Origin of the sequence: Leadbettera azotonutricia ZAS-9 (assembly GCF_000214355.1) — a bacterium.
In the GTDB taxonomy this organism is placed as follows: domain Bacteria; phylum Spirochaetota; class Spirochaetia; order Treponematales; family Breznakiellaceae; genus Leadbettera; species Leadbettera azotonutricia.
Genome location: NC_015577.1, coordinates 2,205,615 through 2,223,203, shown reverse-complemented (window position 1 = coordinate 2,223,203; position 17,589 = coordinate 2,205,615). Strand labels below are relative to the sequence as shown.

The following is a 17,589-nucleotide window of genomic DNA, read 5'->3' as shown; positions in this document are numbered from 1 at the left end:
TGTATATGAAGCGGTATTTTTTAAGTCTCATTATGCTCGCCTGTCTTTCGGCGGTCTGCGTGTTTTCCTGGGAACCATCGGATCTGATGGACTATCCTGAGGGTATGGAAGCCGGGAATTTCATGCTGAATTTCGGCGCTGGTTTGGATGTTCCCGAACATTCCGGTCCGGGTTATCTGTACATTCCGCCAATTCATGCAAGCCTTGATTACAACCTTGCCCTGGGGGACAAAAGAATGCCCTTTTTTGTTGGCGGCACAGGAGGCTATTCCGGTTATGGATATGAAGATGAATGGTTCTATAGCAAAATCTATTTAGGCGGACGTTTCGGTTATCATTTCAACTGGGGCATAAGGAACCTTGATACCTATGCGGCAGCCACCGCCGGCTGGATAATTTATGCAGGCAGCGGAATAGCGCAAAACCGAAAATACGGATGGCCCCTCATTGGAGTGAATATCGGCGCCCGTTATTTCTTTAGTTCGGTTTTCGGGATTTGGGCTGAAATAGGATACTCCCTCAGTTTGATTGATGCGGGGCTGACCTTTAAGTTTTAATGTTTTTTCTCGCCGTCGTTTTTTTTGACTACCACCCGCCGGGGCCGTTTTTCACTGCGGGCGTCAGGGTTCTGCGATTTTGAGCGGCCTTTTGCCGAAGGCTCCCTCTCGTCTTTCTGTTTTCCTCGTTCCGGGCGGGCGTCGGCGCGGGCGGTTTTCTTCCGTTCACGGACAGCTTTTTCCAGAACCTTAAGGGATTCGTCGAAGCCTGTGAGGAATTCCTGGAGGTCGTCGGCGAAGAGTATCACTGACTGGCGTTCAAAGCCGCCTGTGTCCTTGTTCTTGCTTTCCACGATGTTGAGGTAAAGATCGCCCATGCGGTTTTCTTTTACATTGAAAAAATACGTCCTGTTCGGCAATGATACTGTTGAAGAAAAAATTTCGCCCCGTATGCCCATGTTATGCCCCTTTTAAGCTGCGCTTATCTGTCTGCTTCTTCCACCATGCGGCGCTGCCATTCAATGAGGGAGCGTTCCAGGCGTTTGTCCGAACCTTCTGCGTCCGCCATGACCCGGAAAACAGGTTCTGTGCCGGAACCCCTCATCCAGATGCAGGCGGTTTTGCGGCCTTCTTTATTGATGAACGCTACCTTGAGTCCGCCCTTGCCGGCCTCGCCAAAACGGGCTATGCCGCGCCGCTCTTCCGTTCCATTGTATGCGGTAGCGTCCCAATCTACAATGCCGTAACGGGCTTTAAGCTGTTCTTTGTGTTCTTCCCATTCTTTGAGGAATATGCCCTGGTAGCGGTCTTTAAGGAGGCCGTGATCCGCAGTCTTTACTTTTAACACAGCTTCCTCTGAATATGCCCCTGTGGTCTGGAAGGCGGGGAGGGAGGCGATGACATCCGCCAGGGTAAAATCCTCGCGGTAGGTTTCGGCCTGATCCGAAAGATCGCACCAAAGCTCGTAGAGGCCCTTGCGGTCCGCAATGCTCCGTATGGTCAAAAGTTTGAGCAGCGCCGCAACCGTATCGATGGGGTCCCGGACAGCCGAGGGGTGGGTGATGTTGCCCCCTGCGGAGCCTTCGCCCAAAATGCGCACCAGGTAACCTTGCTCCCTGAGCTTCCGTGCCAGGCCGACCACGTTGGCCTCGCCGACCTCGGCGCGGAACACGGGAATATCGAAGGCCAGGGCAATGCGATCCACCCGCAGCGAAGTAGGGTCGTTCACCGCAAGGGCAGCCCTGGTCATGGCATTGCCCTTGTTGTCGTATTTGAGTTCTCCTGTCCAGGCCAGGTAGGCAAGCTCGGCCATGCAGGCGAGGGCGAACACTTCCTGGGCTTCCAGGGCCCGGGCCTTTTTTTCGCCCTCGTCCCAAACGACCAGATTCCCCCGGTCGCCATCGCAATCGGGCACATAGCCTATGGTATAGGAAGGATCTTTTTCATGAAGTTCATCAAGAAAGCTGCGGCAGGGTTCAAGGGATTCGCCTTCAGGAACTATGCGGTGCCTTATTTCTCCGGGTTTATCGTTAATAGCCTCGAAACGGACGCCGATGCTCTGGAGAAATTCCCTGTCTATAGAGACTGTGCGGGCCGATCCGTTAAAGTCCGCCGCAATACCCAGGGGCCTCTCTTTCAAGCATGCGGCAATAGCCTCCAGGGCTTCGCCCGACTTTGCCTTGTCGGAAAAGCCTGAAACCACTTCAGCGGTAAAATCGAGGTAGGCTTTTTTGGCTTCTTCCTTGTATTGATTCCGGAGCGCCGGAACCGCCGCGAGCTTTTGCTGATCCGCGTTATTGAGAAGGCCCTCCATTTGGCGTGCGCAATCGGGAGAGGCCATGAGTTCCCTGAAATTTTTTATCAGTACGGCAGCTTCGGATCCCGGAAGCACCCCGCCATCGGCGAGGCCGAATTTGAAGCCGTTGTGGCCTATGGGGTTGTGGCTTGCGGAAATATAGACGAAGCCTGAAGCCGCATCCCCAAGGGACCTGGCATAGGCCATGATCTCGGGGGCTGCAGAAACCCCCAAATAGCGCACTGTTTTGCCTAGCCCAAGCAAAGCCTGAAGCAGGGCCTGGGCCAGGGCTTCTCCTGTGGGTCTGGTGTCGCGCCCCAGGATAATATCCCCGTTCCTGCCCAGATCCCCGATATAGTCCGCAAAGACCTTGGCCGCCCCCGCCGCAATGACGCGGTGGGAAGGGGAAATCGCCCCGGAAGGGCTTTCTTCGTCCAGGGTTTCGGAAAAAATGCCCCGCCAGCCCGAGGCGGAGAGGATCATATGTGATATATCCATGGGCGCATAGTATAGCCGGATTTTTTATTTTTAATCAATAAAGCTATTCCCAAAACCTACAATTCTTAGTATATTAGTAAATAATAGCTCAAGAGGTGAGTATGACTGAAAGGAAGATTTATATTGATTATAATGCGACCACCCCTCTCAGGGAAGAGGTGAAAGCCGCAATAATAGAGGATCTGGGTATCTACGGCAATGCGTCGAGCATGCATGCCTCAGGCCGCCTTGCCCATGCCAGAGTGGAAGAAGCCCGGCAAGCTGTGGGCGCCCTTTTGGGAGCCCCTGCGGCAGGCATCATCTTTACGTCCGGCGGTTCGGAATCCAACAATACCGTGTTCCAGACCATGCGTTCCATTGCCGGGGACAGCGGCCGCAACGAATTCATCACCACTGCCATCGAGCACCCCTGCGTGCTCAATTCGGCGTCCTATCTTAAGAAGCTGGGCTTCAAGGTGACTTTTCTCCCTGTGGACGATTACGGCAAAATCAAAATGGACGCCTACAAGGCTGCCCTGTCCGATAAAACCCTCCTCGTCTCGGTGATGATGGCAAACAACGAGATAGGCACCATTCAGGATATAAAAGAGATAAGCCGCCTGGCAAAAGAAAAAGGCGCCTGGGTGCACAGCGACGTGGTTCAGGCAGTGGGCAAGATCCCGGTAAACGCCGTGGATCTTGGCGTGGACTACCTTACCGTTTCCTGCCACAAGATCTACGGCCCAAAGGGCATAGGCGCCCTCTATGTGAAAAAAGGCGCGCCCCTCTTCCCCCTCATCCATGGAGGGCACCAGGAAGACGGCTTCAGGGCAGGGACCTACAATAACATAGGCATCCTGGGCTTCGGCATAGCAGCTGTCTTGGCCAGGCGCGACCTGGACAAGTACGCCAGGCAAACCCGGGCCCTCCGCAACAAGCTTCGGGACGGCCTCTTGGCCAGGGTGCCCAATATAAAAATCAACGGCCACCCCGAGGATGTGCTTCCCAATACCCTCAACGTTTCGTTCCCCAGAGCCGAGGGGGAGGCTATACTTCTTTCCATGGACATCAAGGGGATAGAAGCCTCTACAGGATCAGCCTGCGCCTCAGGGAGCCTTGAGCCTTCCCATGTGCTTATGGCATTGGGCGTGGACGCCGAGCTTGCCCACGGCTCCATACGTTTCAGCCTTGGCTGGGGAACCAGCGACGAAGACATAGATTACATCATTGAGGAAGTCCCCCCAATCATAGCGCGGCTTCGCGCCATGTCAACCTTGACCTAAATAAGGAGCTTAAAATGTCAGACTGGCTTTATTCAGATACAGTGAAAGACCACTTCATGAACCCCCGCAATGTTCTGATGGTGGATGAAAAAGAATTCCCCGCCGACGCCAGGGGCCAAACCGGAAACATCAAGTGCGGAGATCAAATGCTGATGCTCCTCAAAATAAAAGATGACATCATCGTCGATGTGCGCTGGAAGACCTACGGCTGCGCCAGCGCCATAGCTTCAACCTCCATGCTGAGCGAAACCATCAAGGGCATGGACATAAAGGACGCCTACAACATCAAGCCCGAGGACCTCGTAAAAGCCCTCGGGGGCCTCCCGGAATTCAAAATCCATTGTTCAGTCCTGGGCGATAAAGCCCTGCGCACCGCCATCGACGATTACCTTGCCAAAACAGGCCGCGCCGGCATGCTCAAGGAAGCTGCCACCGTCATCTGCACGTGCCTAAGCATCACCGACAAAGACATCGAGAACGCGTTCCACAACGGCGCCCGCACCTGGGAGCAGCTCCAGCAAGCCACCAAGATCGGCACTGTCTGCGGCAAGTGCGAAAAGAAAGCCATGGAACTTATGCACGAGTTCGCGCATATTTACGGGATGTAGGGAGAACCCCGGTATTTGAATAAGGAATAGTTATTGAATTTTTACTTTTTCGACTTCTTTTGCGGTTCCGCTCGAAGAAGGCAAATATGTTGAATGATAATCAATATTCATCTTCTTCAAAATATGAGGCAAGAATATATCTTCATAAAACGTTTTCAATGAACAAACAGCCAAAGAATGCATGGATATTTGAGCATTTTCCCAAAGGGGAAAATTTAAAGGTTCTGGAATTAGGCTGCGGGACAGGATTGTTTTGGCTTACCAATAGAAACAGTATACCAAAGACATGGGAAATAACTCTTACGGATTATTCCCGGGGAATGCTGGAAACAACAAAAAAGACGCTTTCCCGGATACAGTGCAATTTCAATTATGATGTTGTCAATGCGGAAAATATAAAATACACTAAAAACAGTTTTGATGCCATATTGGCAAATAATATGCTGTATCATATCGAAAACAGACAAAAAGCAATTTCCGATATATATGACATTTTAAAACCCAATGGCATATTCATAGCGTCCATAATGGGAATTGACGATCTAAAAGAAATGCATGAATTGTTATATAAATTTCTTGAAACAAAAGGGAATCTTTTTAAATTTAGCGAATTGAAATTTTCCTTGAATAACGGATTGGAACAGTTAAAAAAAGTTTTTAATAATGCGGTTTTAATAAATCACGAGAACGCATTGAAAATAAATGAAATAGAGCCAATAATAAATTATTATCTGTCATTTAACGAAATTCAAAACAATACAAAAATATTGCCGGAAGAATATATTGATGAATTTAAAGAGTATTTAAAAAAAGAAATCGATAAAGAAATGATGGTAACAAAAAACGATGGGATATTCGTATGTACAAAATAATCAAGGCCATGCCCCAATACAGCATTTCACTGGCCTCAAAAAAGTTGACCTCTTCATTTGCTGTAATTCGGCATGATAGAGCCTTTTACCAATGGCTTTCATTGAGTTCTCTATTTCACGTACGCTCAAACATCCTGAGAGCTGGCCATAGGCCATGCCTTTGAAAAAATCGTAGGTCTTAAGGCATATCCCTCTGTCAGCGTTGTAGCCTGAAACAGTACTTTCAAAATCAAATCCGCTCAGGGATCTTAACAAATTGGCCAGTACTGTGTATACTTCATCATAGCGTGTATTTCCTTATAATATATGGATTTGTGGTAAAATCGTTATATCGTTATATCGATATATCATTATAAGGAGAAAAATACAAGCTTTTTAGTTACTTAAATCGGACAGCAGTGTAAAATTTACTATAATGTCTTAAAAGACCTTGAATAGCCTTCTTATCCTCATTATAATTATCCATTGTCTTTCTATTAAGGAGTCATTATTATGGCAGCCAAATTCACAGTGTATCTAGGGTCATTGATGAAACAGTGAAGGTTGAATCGGCCAAGAAGCCTGTCCCCAAGGCTAAGGCCGCATCGAAGAAAATCACCACTTCCAAGGATGCTCTCAAGAAGAAGGGCCAGAAGCCGAAAGCAAAGTAGTAAGGGGCATTTCAATTTGGGTCTTGAGGTGAAGGTGTTTATTGAAAAAGTCTGAAATTGTTATGTATACGAAATTGTACCAGTATCTTCTCATGCTCAAAGACCCATTGTATGTATTCATAAGTCAGATACTTCAACACCTTTCTCCGGATTTATGGTGGGAGAAATACATCGTTCCTTATATAGAAGAAAAGTACAACAAGGATTACAAACATCTTGATTTCCTTGATTTGATAAATGTCCTCTCCCACAACTGGCAGCCAATAAAGGGATTTATAAAAAAGAACTATTCAATACCCGGCTGTGATAGATATGTTTATGTGATAACCGATATGCATTACATCCGTAATTTTGTTTCCCACACACGAGAAACAAATATGTCTCCATATAAGTATACCAAGCATTTGACCACCATCCTGGATTTTGCAGAATTTATAAATGCAGGTGAAAAAATAATCTCCGCTTTAGAAAAAGAGGTTCAAAAAACTAATCAGGATTATACCTTTACCGTTTTTGATACAGAATCGAATGTAAACAGGGAGGAATTGATTAATTTTATTGAAAAAAAGGTGCTATCCAAGGCTATAGAACAAGGAGAAGTCCTTGACCCTAGTATAAAAGAAAGCCTCATTCGAACCATAATACGGATTAAGAATATGAAAACCACCGATGAAATACTTAGTTTTTTCAATGGAGCCTTAAAATCGGCCAGAGGCCAGAGGGTTCGGGATGAATTACATTCTCACGGTCTTAAATCCTTTGAGGATATAGCTGAAGAAATTACCAGGAAATATTCACCCAAGTAAATGAATCTGGAGATATTTAACTATACACAGGTATAGTTTTTATCATTTTTCTTAAAAATTCGTTCAAAAAAGGTCATTTTGGGTTTGAGAGATGCACATATCGTGATAAAGTTTGTATATGGCTGATAAAAACAAAAGGTTACCCTTTAAAATTGACCAGAATTTAGAGGCATTAAATGTTGAAGACCAATCTGCTGATTCCGGTTTTTTGGAAGAATCCAAAGCCAAAAGGGACGGGCTGAAGAGACAGCAGATGATGAAAAAGAAGAAGGATGACAAGCCAGGGTTTTATGGGTGGGGTTCGGTGACCGGCTTTCAGACAGGGGTTTTGATGAGGCTGGATTAAGCCGATTGGCTAACGGTAGAAAAAAAAATACTTTAAAGGGGATAGGAAATGGCTACGGAAAATAACGAAACTATAGAAGATGAATTAAAATATTTTGAAGTGTTAAAGTCAATAAAAAATGATCCGCAATTCTTTAGTGTTCTTGCAGAGACAAATGTATCAGCTCAACAAATTATTGATAATATTAGCAAAAATCACCTCATGTCAGAATTTGAAGATTTTATTGGTAGATTAATAGTTGATTATCTTGAACACGATTATAAATTTTATCCTGATTTTCTTGATCTTATTAAATCTGCTTCCGGAGGAATACCCCTTTATGAGAAAAATGTTAAAAGTAAGAAAATAAAATCTATACCTAATATTCTGTCTATTTATACACCATTTATTTCTCTCAAATTAAAAATATTTACATATAAACAATATTGGGATCGACAAACTACTACTCTTTTTAAATATCTTACATGGGATGAAAAATATGTCACATCAATTATCAGGCATCCACATTACATTGATAAGAAACAAGATTATTTTGATAAGGATGTTCTTTTTAGTTTTTTTGAGCTAGGATTACAATTGAAATATTCTGATATAAAAGATATTAATTTTGATAGTATTTTTGTTCGAATTCTTGAAATGTTAAAATTTTCAATGAATCGGCAGAAGATATTCATGTCTGGTTACTTTGATATAATACTTGATTATACTGACCATAAAGAAGACCCAATCCATAATATAGGAGATGAAATAACAATTTCTGAACCATTGGGAAGATTTAATTATTCGCCATCAATTACTAAACCATTTTCAAGAATAACACTATTTATGAAAAATATTTATGATACTGCAAAAGAAATCTCTGTTAATCCCCATGAATTAATGGAGGTAGTTTATATTCATGAATTAATGCATTTCGCTGTGATAATGGGAATATTTCCAATTGATACCAGTTTCTTTGAATTTATTAGTGATAGGAAAAACAATAAACAATATGATGATTGTCTCTATCATGAAAGGTATGCCCAATATTTAACATATAAGTTTATAAAATATCCAGGTAATTTATTATGGGTTTTTTATGAACTAAACAAAATACAAAATCCTATTTATCTGTCATGGAAGGCATATGAAAAATGGGATATAGATTTATTTGTCCGTTCTGAAATACTATTATCACCTCCATTACCGGGATGAAGAATTGATTTGGTTTAATTTTAGTAAAAATAGTATATTTATTTTTCATTATATTATTTAGGATTCCTTATTAATAAGGAACATAAAATGGACAACTGCGACTTTCCGGATATAGATGAAACCTCTTTTGAAAGTGGCCCTACATACAGGACAATAGCTGATTACGAAAAGTCTATAGCAGACTTTACCAAAATGATCGAACTTGATTCAAATGATATTCTGGGTTATTTTAATCGAGCCCGGATATACAATATGAAGGGAGATTATGATGCCGCCATTGCTGACTTTACCATTTCAATAAAAAATAATCCTACCGGATTATGGGCATATAGAGAACGTGGAATGGCATATTACAAAAAAGGAGATCATGCTTCTGCCAAATCAGATTTTATTCAGGCTATCAATTTAAATTACATATATAATAATCGGGGTATTGATGAGTTTATTAAAGAAGTATTTTCACAAGCCATATCAGAAGGTACCCAGGCTATAAATCTTCATCCAAAGGATGGCATGAAGTATCTCAGTCGAGGTGATTCGTATTATCAATGCGGAGTATTTGAAAAAGCAATAAACGATTATACCCAGGCAATCAATCTTGATCCCGATCTGGTAAGAGCTTATCTAAAACGGGGGCATGTATATTTCAGTATAGGAGAATATGATAAAGCTATAGCCGATTATACCAGGATGATCGATTTTGATCCTTGTAATGATGGTGTTTATAATAATCGTGGAGATGCTTTTGTATTGAAGGAAGAACTGGACAGAGCCATACTTGATTATACAAAAGCATATATGCTTAAACACAATGATGGAGTAAAATAACTTATACTAACTCTTTCAAATATCCCCATATCTTTACCATTGCCAGAGTATCAAGCCGGCAATAAGCAAGCAGGGATTGCCGGATTGCGGTGATTTCTTCCGGACGTTTCTTTTCTAACCCGGGAAAAGCAGTCATGGCTTCACTGCCATTTTGAATTAGTTCAAGGTTATGATAGTCGAGTTCAGGATCATCAGGGAACAGTCCTGGTAAAACTGTTTTAATTGAATAGGATCCTTGAAACTCCCGTCGATAATAGGCATGAGACTGGAAAGGGGTCATAAGGTCTTTAATATGGCTCTGTATATCAAGGAGATGATTAGATAAATCAGGGAATAAATCAGCAAGGTCTTTTATTACCCTTTTCTCAAATCCGCTATTATAAGCCAGGGTGCAGACCTTTAGGGGTATATCTTTACAAAGGGCCTCTGCCAGGGGACGGCGTGGATCTGTTCCCTCTTTGGCTAGAAATTCATGATGTTCTGCCTCTGTATCCGGACTCTTGAGTATATGCAGAGAATATTGAAAAGGGATTTGCATATGGGCATCTCTAAAAACTCTTTAAAAACAAGCTGAACTGTGATAAAATAAATTCATGAAACAGCATGGATTTTTTGATGAAAATGATAGGCTTAAAGAATTAAGCGCGCTCGGCGATCCCCTGGAAAAATTAAACAAATACATTAAATGGGATAATTTTCGGGGGATATTAAATAAAACGTTGAAAAAAGAGGCGCAGGGGCCGGGAGGCAGACCGCCCTTTGATTACGTAATGATGTTTAAAATACTGATATTGCAAAAACTGTACAATGTAAGTGACGATCAGGCCGAATACCAAATAAAAGACAGGTTGAGTTTTCAACGGTTTCTGGGATTGGCTCTGTGCGATACCGTTCCCGACGCGAAAACGATATGGCATTTTCGGGAAGAACTGGTAAAGGCAAACATATTGGATACGATATTTTACCGATTTGTCAGGCAGCTTGAGGAGCAGGAAATAATAAGCTACAGCGGAAGCATAGTGGACGCGACCTTTGTGGATGCGCCGCGGCAGCGGAACAGCAAGGCGGAAAACCAGAAGATAAAGGAAGGCAAGGTGCCTGAAGAATGGGAAGGAAAAAAGAAAAAGCATAAAAAGTCACAAAAGGACATTGATGCCCGGTGGGCGACCAAAAACAAGGAACGGCATTACGGATATAAAGACCATATAAAAATAGACGCGGAAAGCAAACTGATAACGAAGTTCAGTACGACCAGTGCAGCAGTACATGACAGTCAGGAATTATCAAAATTGGTGGATGAGAAAGATAACATTTTGTATGCGGATAGTGCCTATGTTGGGGGAGAGATACAGAAATGCATACCCAGGAAGGCAAAAAATCGGATACATGAGAAAGGATACCGGAACCGGCCGTTAACAAAGACACAAAAAGCGAACAACACGCGGAAATCGAAAATACGGGCGCGGGTTGAGCATGTATTTGCCACGATGACGAATACGATGAGAGGGATAGTGGTCCGGAGTATAGGGATGGCACGGGCACACGCTAACATAGCGCTTATGAATTTGACCTATAATTTCTGGCGGTATATATTTCTTATGAGGGGAAAGCGGGCATATGCATAAGGGGAGTCTGTCCACGACACACGATTGTGGGCAAGAGCGAATGAATGAGGCAATAAATAAGCCCAATTATATCAATTTTTCGTTTTTTTCTTATCAATTCCAAAAAAAATTATTTAATAAGCTATGTCAGGATATTTAATAAGTGGTTTTTAGAGGTTCCCATATAAGGCCAACAACCGTCAAATGGAGGGATGGCCGGCATGAAAGTTTCAAAGTCCAGGAAGTATAAGGGGAATGTTAAGGTTTTTAAAAATGATCTTATTTCTTTTTGGACGTGTCCGAATTTTTGTGTAAATGGCAATGAATTATTTAGAACGGAACCCGTTCATTGCCAAAAATAATAGCGAATTGGTTGAGCGCCATCCCCCAATCCCGTACCGGCATTGTCCATTTCTCTGACGCATTCCTAATTGCCAAATACAATATCTTAAATATAGCATCATCGTTCGGAAATGTCGAGCGGTTTTTTGTGACTTTTCGCAGCTGGTAATTTAATGACTCAATTGCATTTGTCGTGTAAATTGCCTTGCGGATTTCAGGCGGGTATTTAAAGAACTCGCTTAAGTCATCCCAGTGGGTATCCCAGGACTGGTATATCATCGGGTACTTGGCATCCCATATCTTGCCGAATTCTTCCAGTGCGTCACGGCCGGCTTCCTCGGTGGCTGCCGAATATATGGCCTTAAGATCGGCACAGATTTTTTTCAGGTCTTTCCAGGAAACAAACTTGGTGGAATTACGCACCATGTGGACAATGCACAATTGGATACGGGTCTTGGGAAATACTGCCCGAACCGCTTCGGGGAAACCGGTAAGGCCGTCCATGCAAGCGATGAGTATGTCTTCCACTCCCCGGTTCTTTATTTCGTTCAGGACGCCCATCCAGAACTTAGCCCCTTCGTTCTCCGCTATCCAAAGGCCCAATACCTCCTTCTGACCCTCGAAATTCACTCCCAGAGCCACATAGACGCTCTTGGTACAGCTTTTCCCGTCCTGTTTGGTCTTGACCCTCAGGGCGTCCAAATACACGATGGCATAAGATTTTTCCAGCTGCCGATTCTGCCACTCCTTCACTTCTTCCATCACCGCTGCAGTGACACGGCTTATCAATTCAGGGGAGACTTCCACGTTATATATTTTTTCCAGGTGTGATTTAATATCCCGGTCGGTCATCCCAAAGGAATACATCGAAATAACCTGGTCGTTAAATATAGGGAGCCGTCTTTGGTGTTTCGCCAGTATCTTGGGTTCGAACGTTCCATTGCGGTCCCGTGGTACCTGTATCACTGCACTCTGATTCTCTGTCAGGACTGTCTTTTCACTGTACCCGTTTCGGCTGTCCCCCGAATTGTCCCCGGCGTTGGAATTCTTTTCATACCCCAAATGCTCGTCCATTTCAGCATTCATGACACGGCTTAGCAGCTTCCCTGTCAGATGCTTTAATAATCCTTCCTGTCCAAGGATTTCTTCCTGGGTCATTCCTTTAAGGTCTATCTGATCGAGTATTTGGTCGATCAGATCCTTCTCTTTCAGTTTTCGTGTACTGGCCATTTTGTCTCCTTGGTATTTCTACCATATTTTGGCCATTTACACAAACTTCAGGACAGGCCCTTCTTTTTTATTGACAGTTGGAGGCAGGCCCTTGACTTCTGATTCAACTTGATTTTGCTGCTTATCCGAGAGAGAAATCTGATTATTTAGCACATCATCAAAACTGATTATTCCTTGACGATAATAATTAAATTTAGTTCTCCCGGCCAAACGTGCAATAGAAAATATACTCTGTTCAGGAATATGTTTCCAACAGTAGCCACTAAAACCACACTCATAGGGGTCACTACAATGAGGGCCTATATCTATACCTGGTTCTTCTTTTTGTTCGGCGATTTTTTTGATAGAGGTTATCTGATTTCCTATATCATTTTGTTTTGCTAAAACTTCATTGGTGCAATCTTCAACGGTAAATAATTTATTTAGGTCAAGGTTGCCTTGCCTGATATATTGGTTGTTGATATGCATGAGGGATATTTTTTTGACCTTGAGACCACAGCCGGTAAGCACATAGTATTGAAAGGCCATATCGTCATAATAAATGGGATTTATTCCTGTGGAACTTTTAACCTCAATTATTTCGAATGAGTCATCAACTAAACGGAGAATATCCACGCTACAGAAGTTACCATCATGGGAAAAGGAAGCTTCTGTGATTACTTTTGTCTTTTGTTCAAGTAATTTTTTAGTATCATCAATCATAAGAGATTTGTCAGCATTATAGGGAACTTCGGAAAATGTACAGAAATAACCCATGGCTAAATCACCAATCTCATTACCCGTATTAAGTATCCCCTGGTTCATCACTCCATCATCATATTCATCGGGTATATTCTTCTGCATCCAGAGAATTTTGGGACACTGTAAGCCGCTGCAATAACGGGATTTGGAAAGGTTCATAATATTATGATGCTAGATGAATAAAAGAAAGATAATTTACAATTTCCAAGGTAATTTCCTTATTTGCTCATCTATTTCTGAAACAAATTTAATTTTTCCCTTTTCTTCCATAAATATTTTACCATAAGCATGCCCCTTACTTGTCATCAAACTTCTGATAGCAGCTAGAGGATTTTGAGAATAGTTACACTTTCCGATTGCATCAATAAATTTATTCAAATCAAAACCATTCTTTGGATCAACCTTAGTCTTTTTAATAAATAATGCAATTATTTTATGATGATTATAATCAGGCTTTTTGCTCCATTTGTTTATTTTAGTTTTAATAATCTTCAATTCGTCTTTCGTATAATTTCCTTTTGGCTTTTTGGTAGAGCATGCACTTAATAACCCTTTATTATTTTTTAAAATTATTTTACTGTATTTTATTGCATTTTTTTTACACAAGTTTGTAATTTTATCATATTCTTCTTCACAAATTTCTTGCAGGTCACCAATAGCTTTAACCTTAGCAGAATAATTGCTTTTAGTTTGAAATTTTTCAATTTTCTTAATTAATTTTTCTTTCTCTTTAGGTTTCAAATTGTCAAAAATATCGTGATTCTTAATAAATTCAATATAGGTTGTCCCCCCCTTTTCCGAATTATATTCTTCTAATACTGGAACAACATTACCAAAGAGATTAAGCCCGCATTTAGTTTGATTAATCGGTATTAAATGATCCCAAGAATAGTTACCATTTTTTAACTCTTTTCCCGAATAAATGCATCTTAAAATTTTTTTTCTTGTAAACTTTTCTCTTGTTTTTTCTTCATCTTCATCCGAAAAGCCGCCATAAATTTCGCTTATATCACTTAATAAGCAACGAATAAAGGCATTTGCAACATCAGAAGGATTTGTCCTTTTACCCAAAACAATACCCCTTTATAAAGTTTAAGAAGAGGCCATATAAAATGAAGACCTATGGCCACCCATCTCTATTTCTTCCCTACAGGCTTCTTCCCAGCAGATGCAACCTTAACCGGATCCTTAGCCTTTCCGCAGATACAAAGAGAATCCTACCAAAATCAAATGTTTTTGTCAATTACATATTGAAAAAAATCTACCTTATATCAATATTTTAGGGGATGGTCAACCAAAAAGGAAGCCACCCATGCCGGAACCAGCCAAAAGAGACCCCAAAGCTCCAAGATTCCTTCAAATCACCATCAAGGACAGTGAAGGCAAAGAATGGACCACAACCATAGCCCAAGAACTTTACCGACGGATCGGTCGGTTTATGGCTCCGATAAGGTGATCACCCCGGGGAACGGTATCAATATGAGCTGACTTTAAATCTCCGCCCTCCGGTTTCCCCGTTTGCCCAATTCCTCAATGACTGGGAGTTTAGCTCATTTGCCTTGGCATATGCTGCAGGGCTCATCCCGCTCTCTTTCCAATCCTCTACCCACATCGCCCTTTCGTCTTCGCTGTATCGCTTCATCTTGACCTCCGGTTTGTCTTGTTAGCGGAAGTTTATCAGTTCCTGTCTTCTTGTCCAGAAGCGGTTATTTTGACGGTTACAATAGAAGGTGCGATACCATGTGTATATAAATATATAGTCTTTTTATTAACCGGGAAGCATAAACCTCTTTTTACAGGGAATCTATCAATAGAAATATTATTTCGGGAATATTCAAAGCATTTTAAATCTTCTTCATAATTTATTTCGAGCAGGTCTATGTTATTCCTGATGCCGATAAACTCTTAACAAGACCTGATATTTCATCATGTCTAAATGGAGTTCTTTTATGTATTACAATTCTTTTGGGTAGGCCGGTAAAGGATTTATAAAATGAGCCTTTTTGTTAATATATATTTTTAAATTGTAAGATGTGCGGAAGATGACTTCTTATTTGATATAGCCCCCTGATCTTTTCCTCTTCCTTCGTGTCCTTGGCGGTTAAATTCTTCTCGCTGCCTGGTCTGGACATTTTATTAAATAGTGGTAAGATAAAATAATATGTGGATATTATATGCCCTGTTGTCGGCTTTTTTTGCGGCTTTGACTTCAATTTTTGCAAAAATTGGCATCGCAAATGTCAATTCAAATTTGGCGACCGCTATTAGAACCATTGTTGTTTTGATTCTTTCGTGGAGTATTGTGTTTATAACCGGAAAACAGAACGATATTGCAAACATCGGGCATAGGAATTTGTTGTTTTTAATTCTTTCGGGAATCGCCACCGGATTATCATGGTTGTGTTATTACAAGGCATTGCAGATAGGAGATGCGTCAAAAGTAATGCCTGTTGATAAATTCAGCCTCGTTATCGGAATGGCGCTGGCATTTATCATATTAAAGGAAAGCGTTTCGTTAAAAACAATACTAGGCGGAATATTTATTACTCTTGGAACTTTTATTTTGATATTTTAAAAAAAGGCACAGAATGCATCGAAAGAATCAAAATTCTCTCTTTGCGCTCTGTGCCTTTTTATGATCCGCGAAACCGCGCTTCGATGCGCTTGCTTCTAAATCTTTACCTCTTCTCCGACAGATCCTTCGGGTTCAGCAGCAGCGCTGTGCCGTCCGCCCTTTGGGTGATGAGGCTTGAGCCGCTTATGATAACTGAGGCAAAGGGGTGAATGGTTACCGAGGAACGGGCCTGCCTTGCCAAATCGGAATTGAAGCGGGCCAGGTAGAGGTTGCCGCCCGATGATGTTATGGCGTAGAGGTCTGCGCCGTTTGCCCATATCAAGCTGTTGGGGCTGATGTCGTCGTCGCCCTGTTTGATCATTTCCAGGGTGTCCGCGTTGATCTGGATGAGGCGTATCGCGCCGTTGCCCCGGTTCTCGCCGGCTATGGCGATTATCTTGCCGTCAGCAAGGGTGACGCTCCGGGCGTTCGCAGTGTTGAGGCCCGAGCGGAGTACTTCCTGGCCGTTGTCGGGGTTGAGTTTTACTATCCGGCCAAGGGAGGCATTGGGGGTAAGGATGGTGACTCCCAGGACTCCTTCTGCCGGGGGCGGGACGGGCTGCTGGTTGATAAGGGACTGCTGATCCTGTGCAATGCCCTGCCTGTCCTGCTGGGCCTCGTCGGCCTTTTGATCGGCGTATTGCTGGGTTTGGTCAGCTTCCTGTTTCTGCTTTTCCAGCTCCTGCTGCTTTTGCCGGGCTTCCTGCTCTTTCTGCTCAGCTTCCTGCTGCTGCCTCCGGGCTTCCTGTTCTTTCTGTTCAGCTTCCTGCTGTTTCTGATCCAGGGCCTTCTGATCGGCATTGGGGTTCTGCCTTTCCTGGGCTACCTGCTCTTTTTCCTGTGCGGCTTGCTGCTGCTTCTGCTGGGCTTCTTGCTGCTGCTGCCGGGCTTCTTGCTGCTGCTGGGCCTGCTTCTGCTCTTCCTCTTTAATGGCATCTTTCTGGATGGCAGCCTGCTGGCTCGCCTGATCGGACTGGCGTTCCTTGAGGTCCACCATATCCTTCCGGGTATCCAGGCTCTTGTCGGGTTCCTGCCTGAGCTGTTCGGTGACTTTGGAATCCGTGAGGGGGGTCGTGTCGATGTTGCTTAAGGGGCCTGCGCTTCCCATGCCCAACGGGATGAGCATGAGGGTACGGCCGGGCCATTCATCGTAACGTATGGAAAGGCCGGCTTTATCCTGGGTAACGTTGTCCATTACCGGAGCCTTATAGCGGGAACTGAAATATTTCAGGTCTCCCCGGTAAACGGCGTTGTAGATAGTGATGTATTCAGCCAGAAGGGCGGCATCTTTTTCTGTGTAGCTATAGGCAGCCTCTAGGTAGCCCTGAATGATGAGGCGGAGGTTACGCACATGGTCAACGCCGATATCCACGCCGAGGCCGAAAACATCGGCGTCAAGCTTAAAGCCATCCGCAGGGGAGACCGAATGGATCACAAAGTAGCGGCCTGTGCCGCCTGCCCTTGTCTGGCCTGTGCGTATCATGACCCCCAGGGAATAGCCAATGGCCTTGATCTGGGCCCTGGTCTCTATACGGGAATAGGGGCCTTCATAGTTGATGAATTCAACTGGCCCAAGATCGCTCAATTCGTCGCGGTTTACCTGGCCAAACGCCAGGGGCGCTGCCAGTACCCCCAATAAAATGAGAATATATAAAGAAGAAATGGGACGCAGGGACTTTTTCATTCTTTTCGCTCCTTGAAC

Annotated in this window: 20 protein-coding genes; 10 read left to right on the top strand and 10 right to left on the bottom strand. The window is 43.3% G+C overall.

Annotation, left to right across the window (positions count from 1 at the left end; genetic code table 11):
* Nucleotides 1–5: 5 nt before the first annotated feature.
* The gene (locus TREAZ_RS09745; RefSeq protein ID WP_015711677.1) at nt 6–557 is read left to right on the top strand and encodes a hypothetical protein; all 552 of its coding nucleotides are present in this window, start codon (nt 6–8) and stop codon (nt 555–557) included.
* On the opposite strand, the gene TREAZ_RS09740 is transcribed toward TREAZ_RS09745, so the two are convergent.
* Both TREAZ_RS09740 and TREAZ_RS09735 read right to left on the bottom strand, forming a co-directional pair.
* Nucleotides 554–955 (bottom strand): DUF3276 family protein, encoded by a 402-nt coding sequence (locus tag TREAZ_RS09740; protein ID WP_015711676.1) that lies wholly within the window; start codon nt 953–955, stop codon nt 554–556. The two genes, TREAZ_RS09745 and TREAZ_RS09740, sit on opposite strands and share 4 nt — an antisense overlap.
* 23 nt (nt 956–978) lie before the next feature.
* Nucleotides 979–2,790, bottom strand: coding sequence for a phosphatidylglycerol lysyltransferase (locus tag TREAZ_RS09735; protein WP_043923030.1), 1,812 nt, complete (start codon nt 2,788–2,790; stop codon nt 979–981).
* Nucleotides 2,791–2,891: 101 nt separating this feature from the next.
* On the opposite strand from TREAZ_RS09735, the gene TREAZ_RS09730 reads away from it, so the two are divergent.
* From TREAZ_RS09730 to TREAZ_RS09720, 3 genes are all read left to right on the top strand, one after another.
* Entirely contained in the window at nt 2,892–4,052 is a 1,161-nt protein-coding gene (locus tag TREAZ_RS09730) for a cysteine desulfurase family protein (protein WP_015711674.1), read from the top strand.
* Nucleotides 4,053–4,066: 14 nt separating this feature from the next.
* Entirely contained in the window at nt 4,067–4,660 is a 594-nt protein-coding gene (locus TREAZ_RS09725; RefSeq protein WP_015711673.1) for an iron-sulfur cluster assembly scaffold protein, read from the top strand.
* 86 nt (nt 4,661–4,746) lie between these two features.
* Nucleotides 4,747–5,532, top strand: coding sequence for a class I SAM-dependent methyltransferase (locus TREAZ_RS09720; RefSeq protein ID WP_083820281.1), 786 nt, complete (start codon nt 4,747–4,749; stop codon nt 5,530–5,532).
* On the opposite strand, the gene TREAZ_RS18770 is transcribed toward TREAZ_RS09720, so the two are convergent.
* Nucleotides 5,533–5,796 carry a DUF4372 domain-containing protein gene (locus TREAZ_RS18770; protein WP_083820280.1) on the bottom strand — a complete coding sequence of 88 codons (264 nt, stop codon included), beginning with the start codon at nt 5,794–5,796 and terminating at the stop codon, nt 5,533–5,535.
* Nucleotides 5,797–6,223: 427 nt separating this feature from the next.
* Between TREAZ_RS18770 and TREAZ_RS09715 the strand changes: the two genes are divergently transcribed.
* From TREAZ_RS09715 to TREAZ_RS09700, 4 genes are all read left to right on the top strand, one after another.
* A complete protein-coding gene (locus TREAZ_RS09715; protein ID WP_015711668.1) occupies nt 6,224–6,988 on the top strand; it encodes a Swt1 family HEPN domain-containing protein in 765 nt (254 codons plus the stop codon).
* Nucleotides 6,989–7,106: 118 nt separating this feature from the next.
* Entirely contained in the window at nt 7,107–7,334 is a 228-nt protein-coding gene (locus TREAZ_RS09710) for a hypothetical protein (protein WP_015711667.1), read from the top strand.
* A 48-nt stretch (nt 7,335–7,382) separates the two neighbouring features.
* Complete coding sequence (locus TREAZ_RS09705; protein WP_015711666.1) at nt 7,383–8,528, top strand: hypothetical protein; 1,146 nt, start codon at nt 7,383–7,385, stop codon at nt 8,526–8,528.
* Nucleotides 8,529–8,615: 87 nt separating this feature from the next.
* Entirely contained in the window at nt 8,616–9,356 is a 741-nt protein-coding gene (locus TREAZ_RS09700) for a tetratricopeptide repeat protein (protein WP_015711665.1), read from the top strand.
* Between the two features lies 1 nt (nt 9,357).
* Here TREAZ_RS09700 and TREAZ_RS09695 read toward each other — a convergent pair whose 3' ends face one another.
* Complete coding sequence (locus tag TREAZ_RS09695) at nt 9,358–9,894, bottom strand: DUF2779 domain-containing protein (protein WP_015711664.1); 537 nt, start codon at nt 9,892–9,894, stop codon at nt 9,358–9,360.
* A 55-nt stretch (nt 9,895–9,949) separates the two neighbouring features.
* On the opposite strand from TREAZ_RS09695, the gene TREAZ_RS09690 reads away from it, so the two are divergent.
* A complete protein-coding gene (locus TREAZ_RS09690) occupies nt 9,950–10,981 on the top strand; it encodes an IS5 family transposase (protein WP_015711663.1) in 1,032 nt (343 codons plus the stop codon).
* 121 nt (nt 10,982–11,102) lie between these two features.
* Here TREAZ_RS09690 and TREAZ_RS18765 read toward each other — a convergent pair whose 3' ends face one another.
* The 5 genes from TREAZ_RS18765 to TREAZ_RS18250 all read right to left on the bottom strand — a co-directional run bounded on the left by TREAZ_RS18765 (nt 11,103) and on the right by TREAZ_RS18250 (nt 14,915).
* Nucleotides 11,103–11,282: a DUF2779 domain-containing protein gene (locus tag TREAZ_RS18765; protein WP_148257783.1), complete on the bottom strand. Its 180-nt coding sequence runs from the start codon at nt 11,280–11,282 to the stop codon at nt 11,103–11,105.
* A gap of 8 nt (nt 11,283–11,290) precedes the next feature.
* Nucleotides 11,291–12,532 (bottom strand): IS256 family transposase, encoded by a 1,242-nt coding sequence (locus TREAZ_RS09685; RefSeq protein WP_015709764.1) that lies wholly within the window; start codon nt 12,530–12,532, stop codon nt 11,291–11,293.
* Between the two features lie 36 nt (nt 12,533–12,568).
* Nucleotides 12,569–13,432: a hypothetical protein gene (locus TREAZ_RS09680; RefSeq protein ID WP_015711662.1), complete on the bottom strand. Its 864-nt coding sequence runs from the start codon at nt 13,430–13,432 to the stop codon at nt 12,569–12,571.
* Nucleotides 13,433–13,468: 36 nt separating this feature from the next.
* Nucleotides 13,469–14,344, bottom strand: a complete 876-nt coding sequence (locus TREAZ_RS09675) for a hypothetical protein (RefSeq protein WP_015711661.1) — start codon at nt 14,342–14,344, stop codon at nt 13,469–13,471.
* A gap of 403 nt (nt 14,345–14,747) precedes the next feature.
* Nucleotides 14,748–14,915: a hypothetical protein gene (locus tag TREAZ_RS18250; protein ID WP_169312629.1), complete on the bottom strand. Its 168-nt coding sequence runs from the start codon at nt 14,913–14,915 to the stop codon at nt 14,748–14,750.
* A 519-nt stretch (nt 14,916–15,434) separates the two neighbouring features.
* Between TREAZ_RS18250 and TREAZ_RS09670 the strand changes: the two genes are divergently transcribed.
* The gene (locus TREAZ_RS09670; RefSeq protein WP_015711658.1) at nt 15,435–15,848 is read left to right on the top strand and encodes an EamA family transporter; all 414 of its coding nucleotides are present in this window, start codon (nt 15,435–15,437) and stop codon (nt 15,846–15,848) included.
* Between the two features lie 103 nt (nt 15,849–15,951).
* Here TREAZ_RS09670 and TREAZ_RS09665 read toward each other — a convergent pair whose 3' ends face one another.
* Nucleotides 15,952–17,571 carry a P83/100 family protein gene (locus TREAZ_RS09665; RefSeq protein WP_043923029.1) on the bottom strand — a complete coding sequence of 540 codons (1,620 nt, stop codon included), beginning with the start codon at nt 17,569–17,571 and terminating at the stop codon, nt 15,952–15,954.
* Nucleotides 17,572–17,589: the final 18 nt, after the last annotated feature.

Excerpts from the sequence above, each read along its gene's own strand:
- TREAZ_RS09670 (WP_015711658.1), top strand. The coding sequence starts at position 15,435 with ATGTGGATATTATATGCCCTGTTGTCGGCTTTTTTTGCGGCTTTGACT.
- TREAZ_RS09735 (WP_043923030.1), bottom strand. The coding sequence starts at position 2,790 with ATGGATATATCACATATGATCCTCTCCGCCTCGGGCTGGCGGGGCATT.
- TREAZ_RS09710 (WP_015711667.1), top strand. The coding sequence starts at position 7,107 with ATGGCTGATAAAAACAAAAGGTTACCCTTTAAAATTGACCAGAATTTA.
- TREAZ_RS09700 (WP_015711665.1), top strand. The coding sequence starts at position 8,616 with ATGGACAACTGCGACTTTCCGGATATAGATGAAACCTCTTTTGAAAGT.
- TREAZ_RS09745 (WP_015711677.1), top strand. The coding sequence starts at position 6 with ATGAAGCGGTATTTTTTAAGTCTCATTATGCTCGCCTGTCTTTCGGCG.
- TREAZ_RS09690 (WP_015711663.1), top strand. The coding sequence starts at position 9,950 with ATGAAACAGCATGGATTTTTTGATGAAAATGATAGGCTTAAAGAATTA.
- TREAZ_RS09730 (WP_015711674.1), top strand. The coding sequence starts at position 2,892 with ATGACTGAAAGGAAGATTTATATTGATTATAATGCGACCACCCCTCTC.
- TREAZ_RS09695 (WP_015711664.1), bottom strand. The coding sequence starts at position 9,894 with ATGCAAATCCCTTTTCAATATTCTCTGCATATACTCAAGAGTCCGGAT.
- TREAZ_RS09680 (WP_015711662.1), bottom strand. The coding sequence starts at position 13,432 with ATGAACCTTTCCAAATCCCGTTATTGCAGCGGCTTACAGTGTCCCAAA.
- TREAZ_RS09705 (WP_015711666.1), top strand. The coding sequence starts at position 7,383 with ATGGCTACGGAAAATAACGAAACTATAGAAGATGAATTAAAATATTTT.
- TREAZ_RS18250 (WP_169312629.1), bottom strand. The coding sequence starts at position 14,915 with ATGAAGCGATACAGCGAAGACGAAAGGGCGATGTGGGTAGAGGATTGG.
- TREAZ_RS09720 (WP_083820281.1), top strand. The coding sequence starts at position 4,747 with ATGTTGAATGATAATCAATATTCATCTTCTTCAAAATATGAGGCAAGA.
- TREAZ_RS09740 (WP_015711676.1), bottom strand. The coding sequence starts at position 955 with ATGGGCATACGGGGCGAAATTTTTTCTTCAACAGTATCATTGCCGAAC.
- TREAZ_RS09725 (WP_015711673.1), top strand. The coding sequence starts at position 4,067 with ATGTCAGACTGGCTTTATTCAGATACAGTGAAAGACCACTTCATGAAC.
- TREAZ_RS09685 (WP_015709764.1), bottom strand. The coding sequence starts at position 12,532 with ATGGCCAGTACACGAAAACTGAAAGAGAAGGATCTGATCGACCAAATA.
- TREAZ_RS09665 (WP_043923029.1), bottom strand. The coding sequence starts at position 17,571 with ATGAAAAAGTCCCTGCGTCCCATTTCTTCTTTATATATTCTCATTTTA.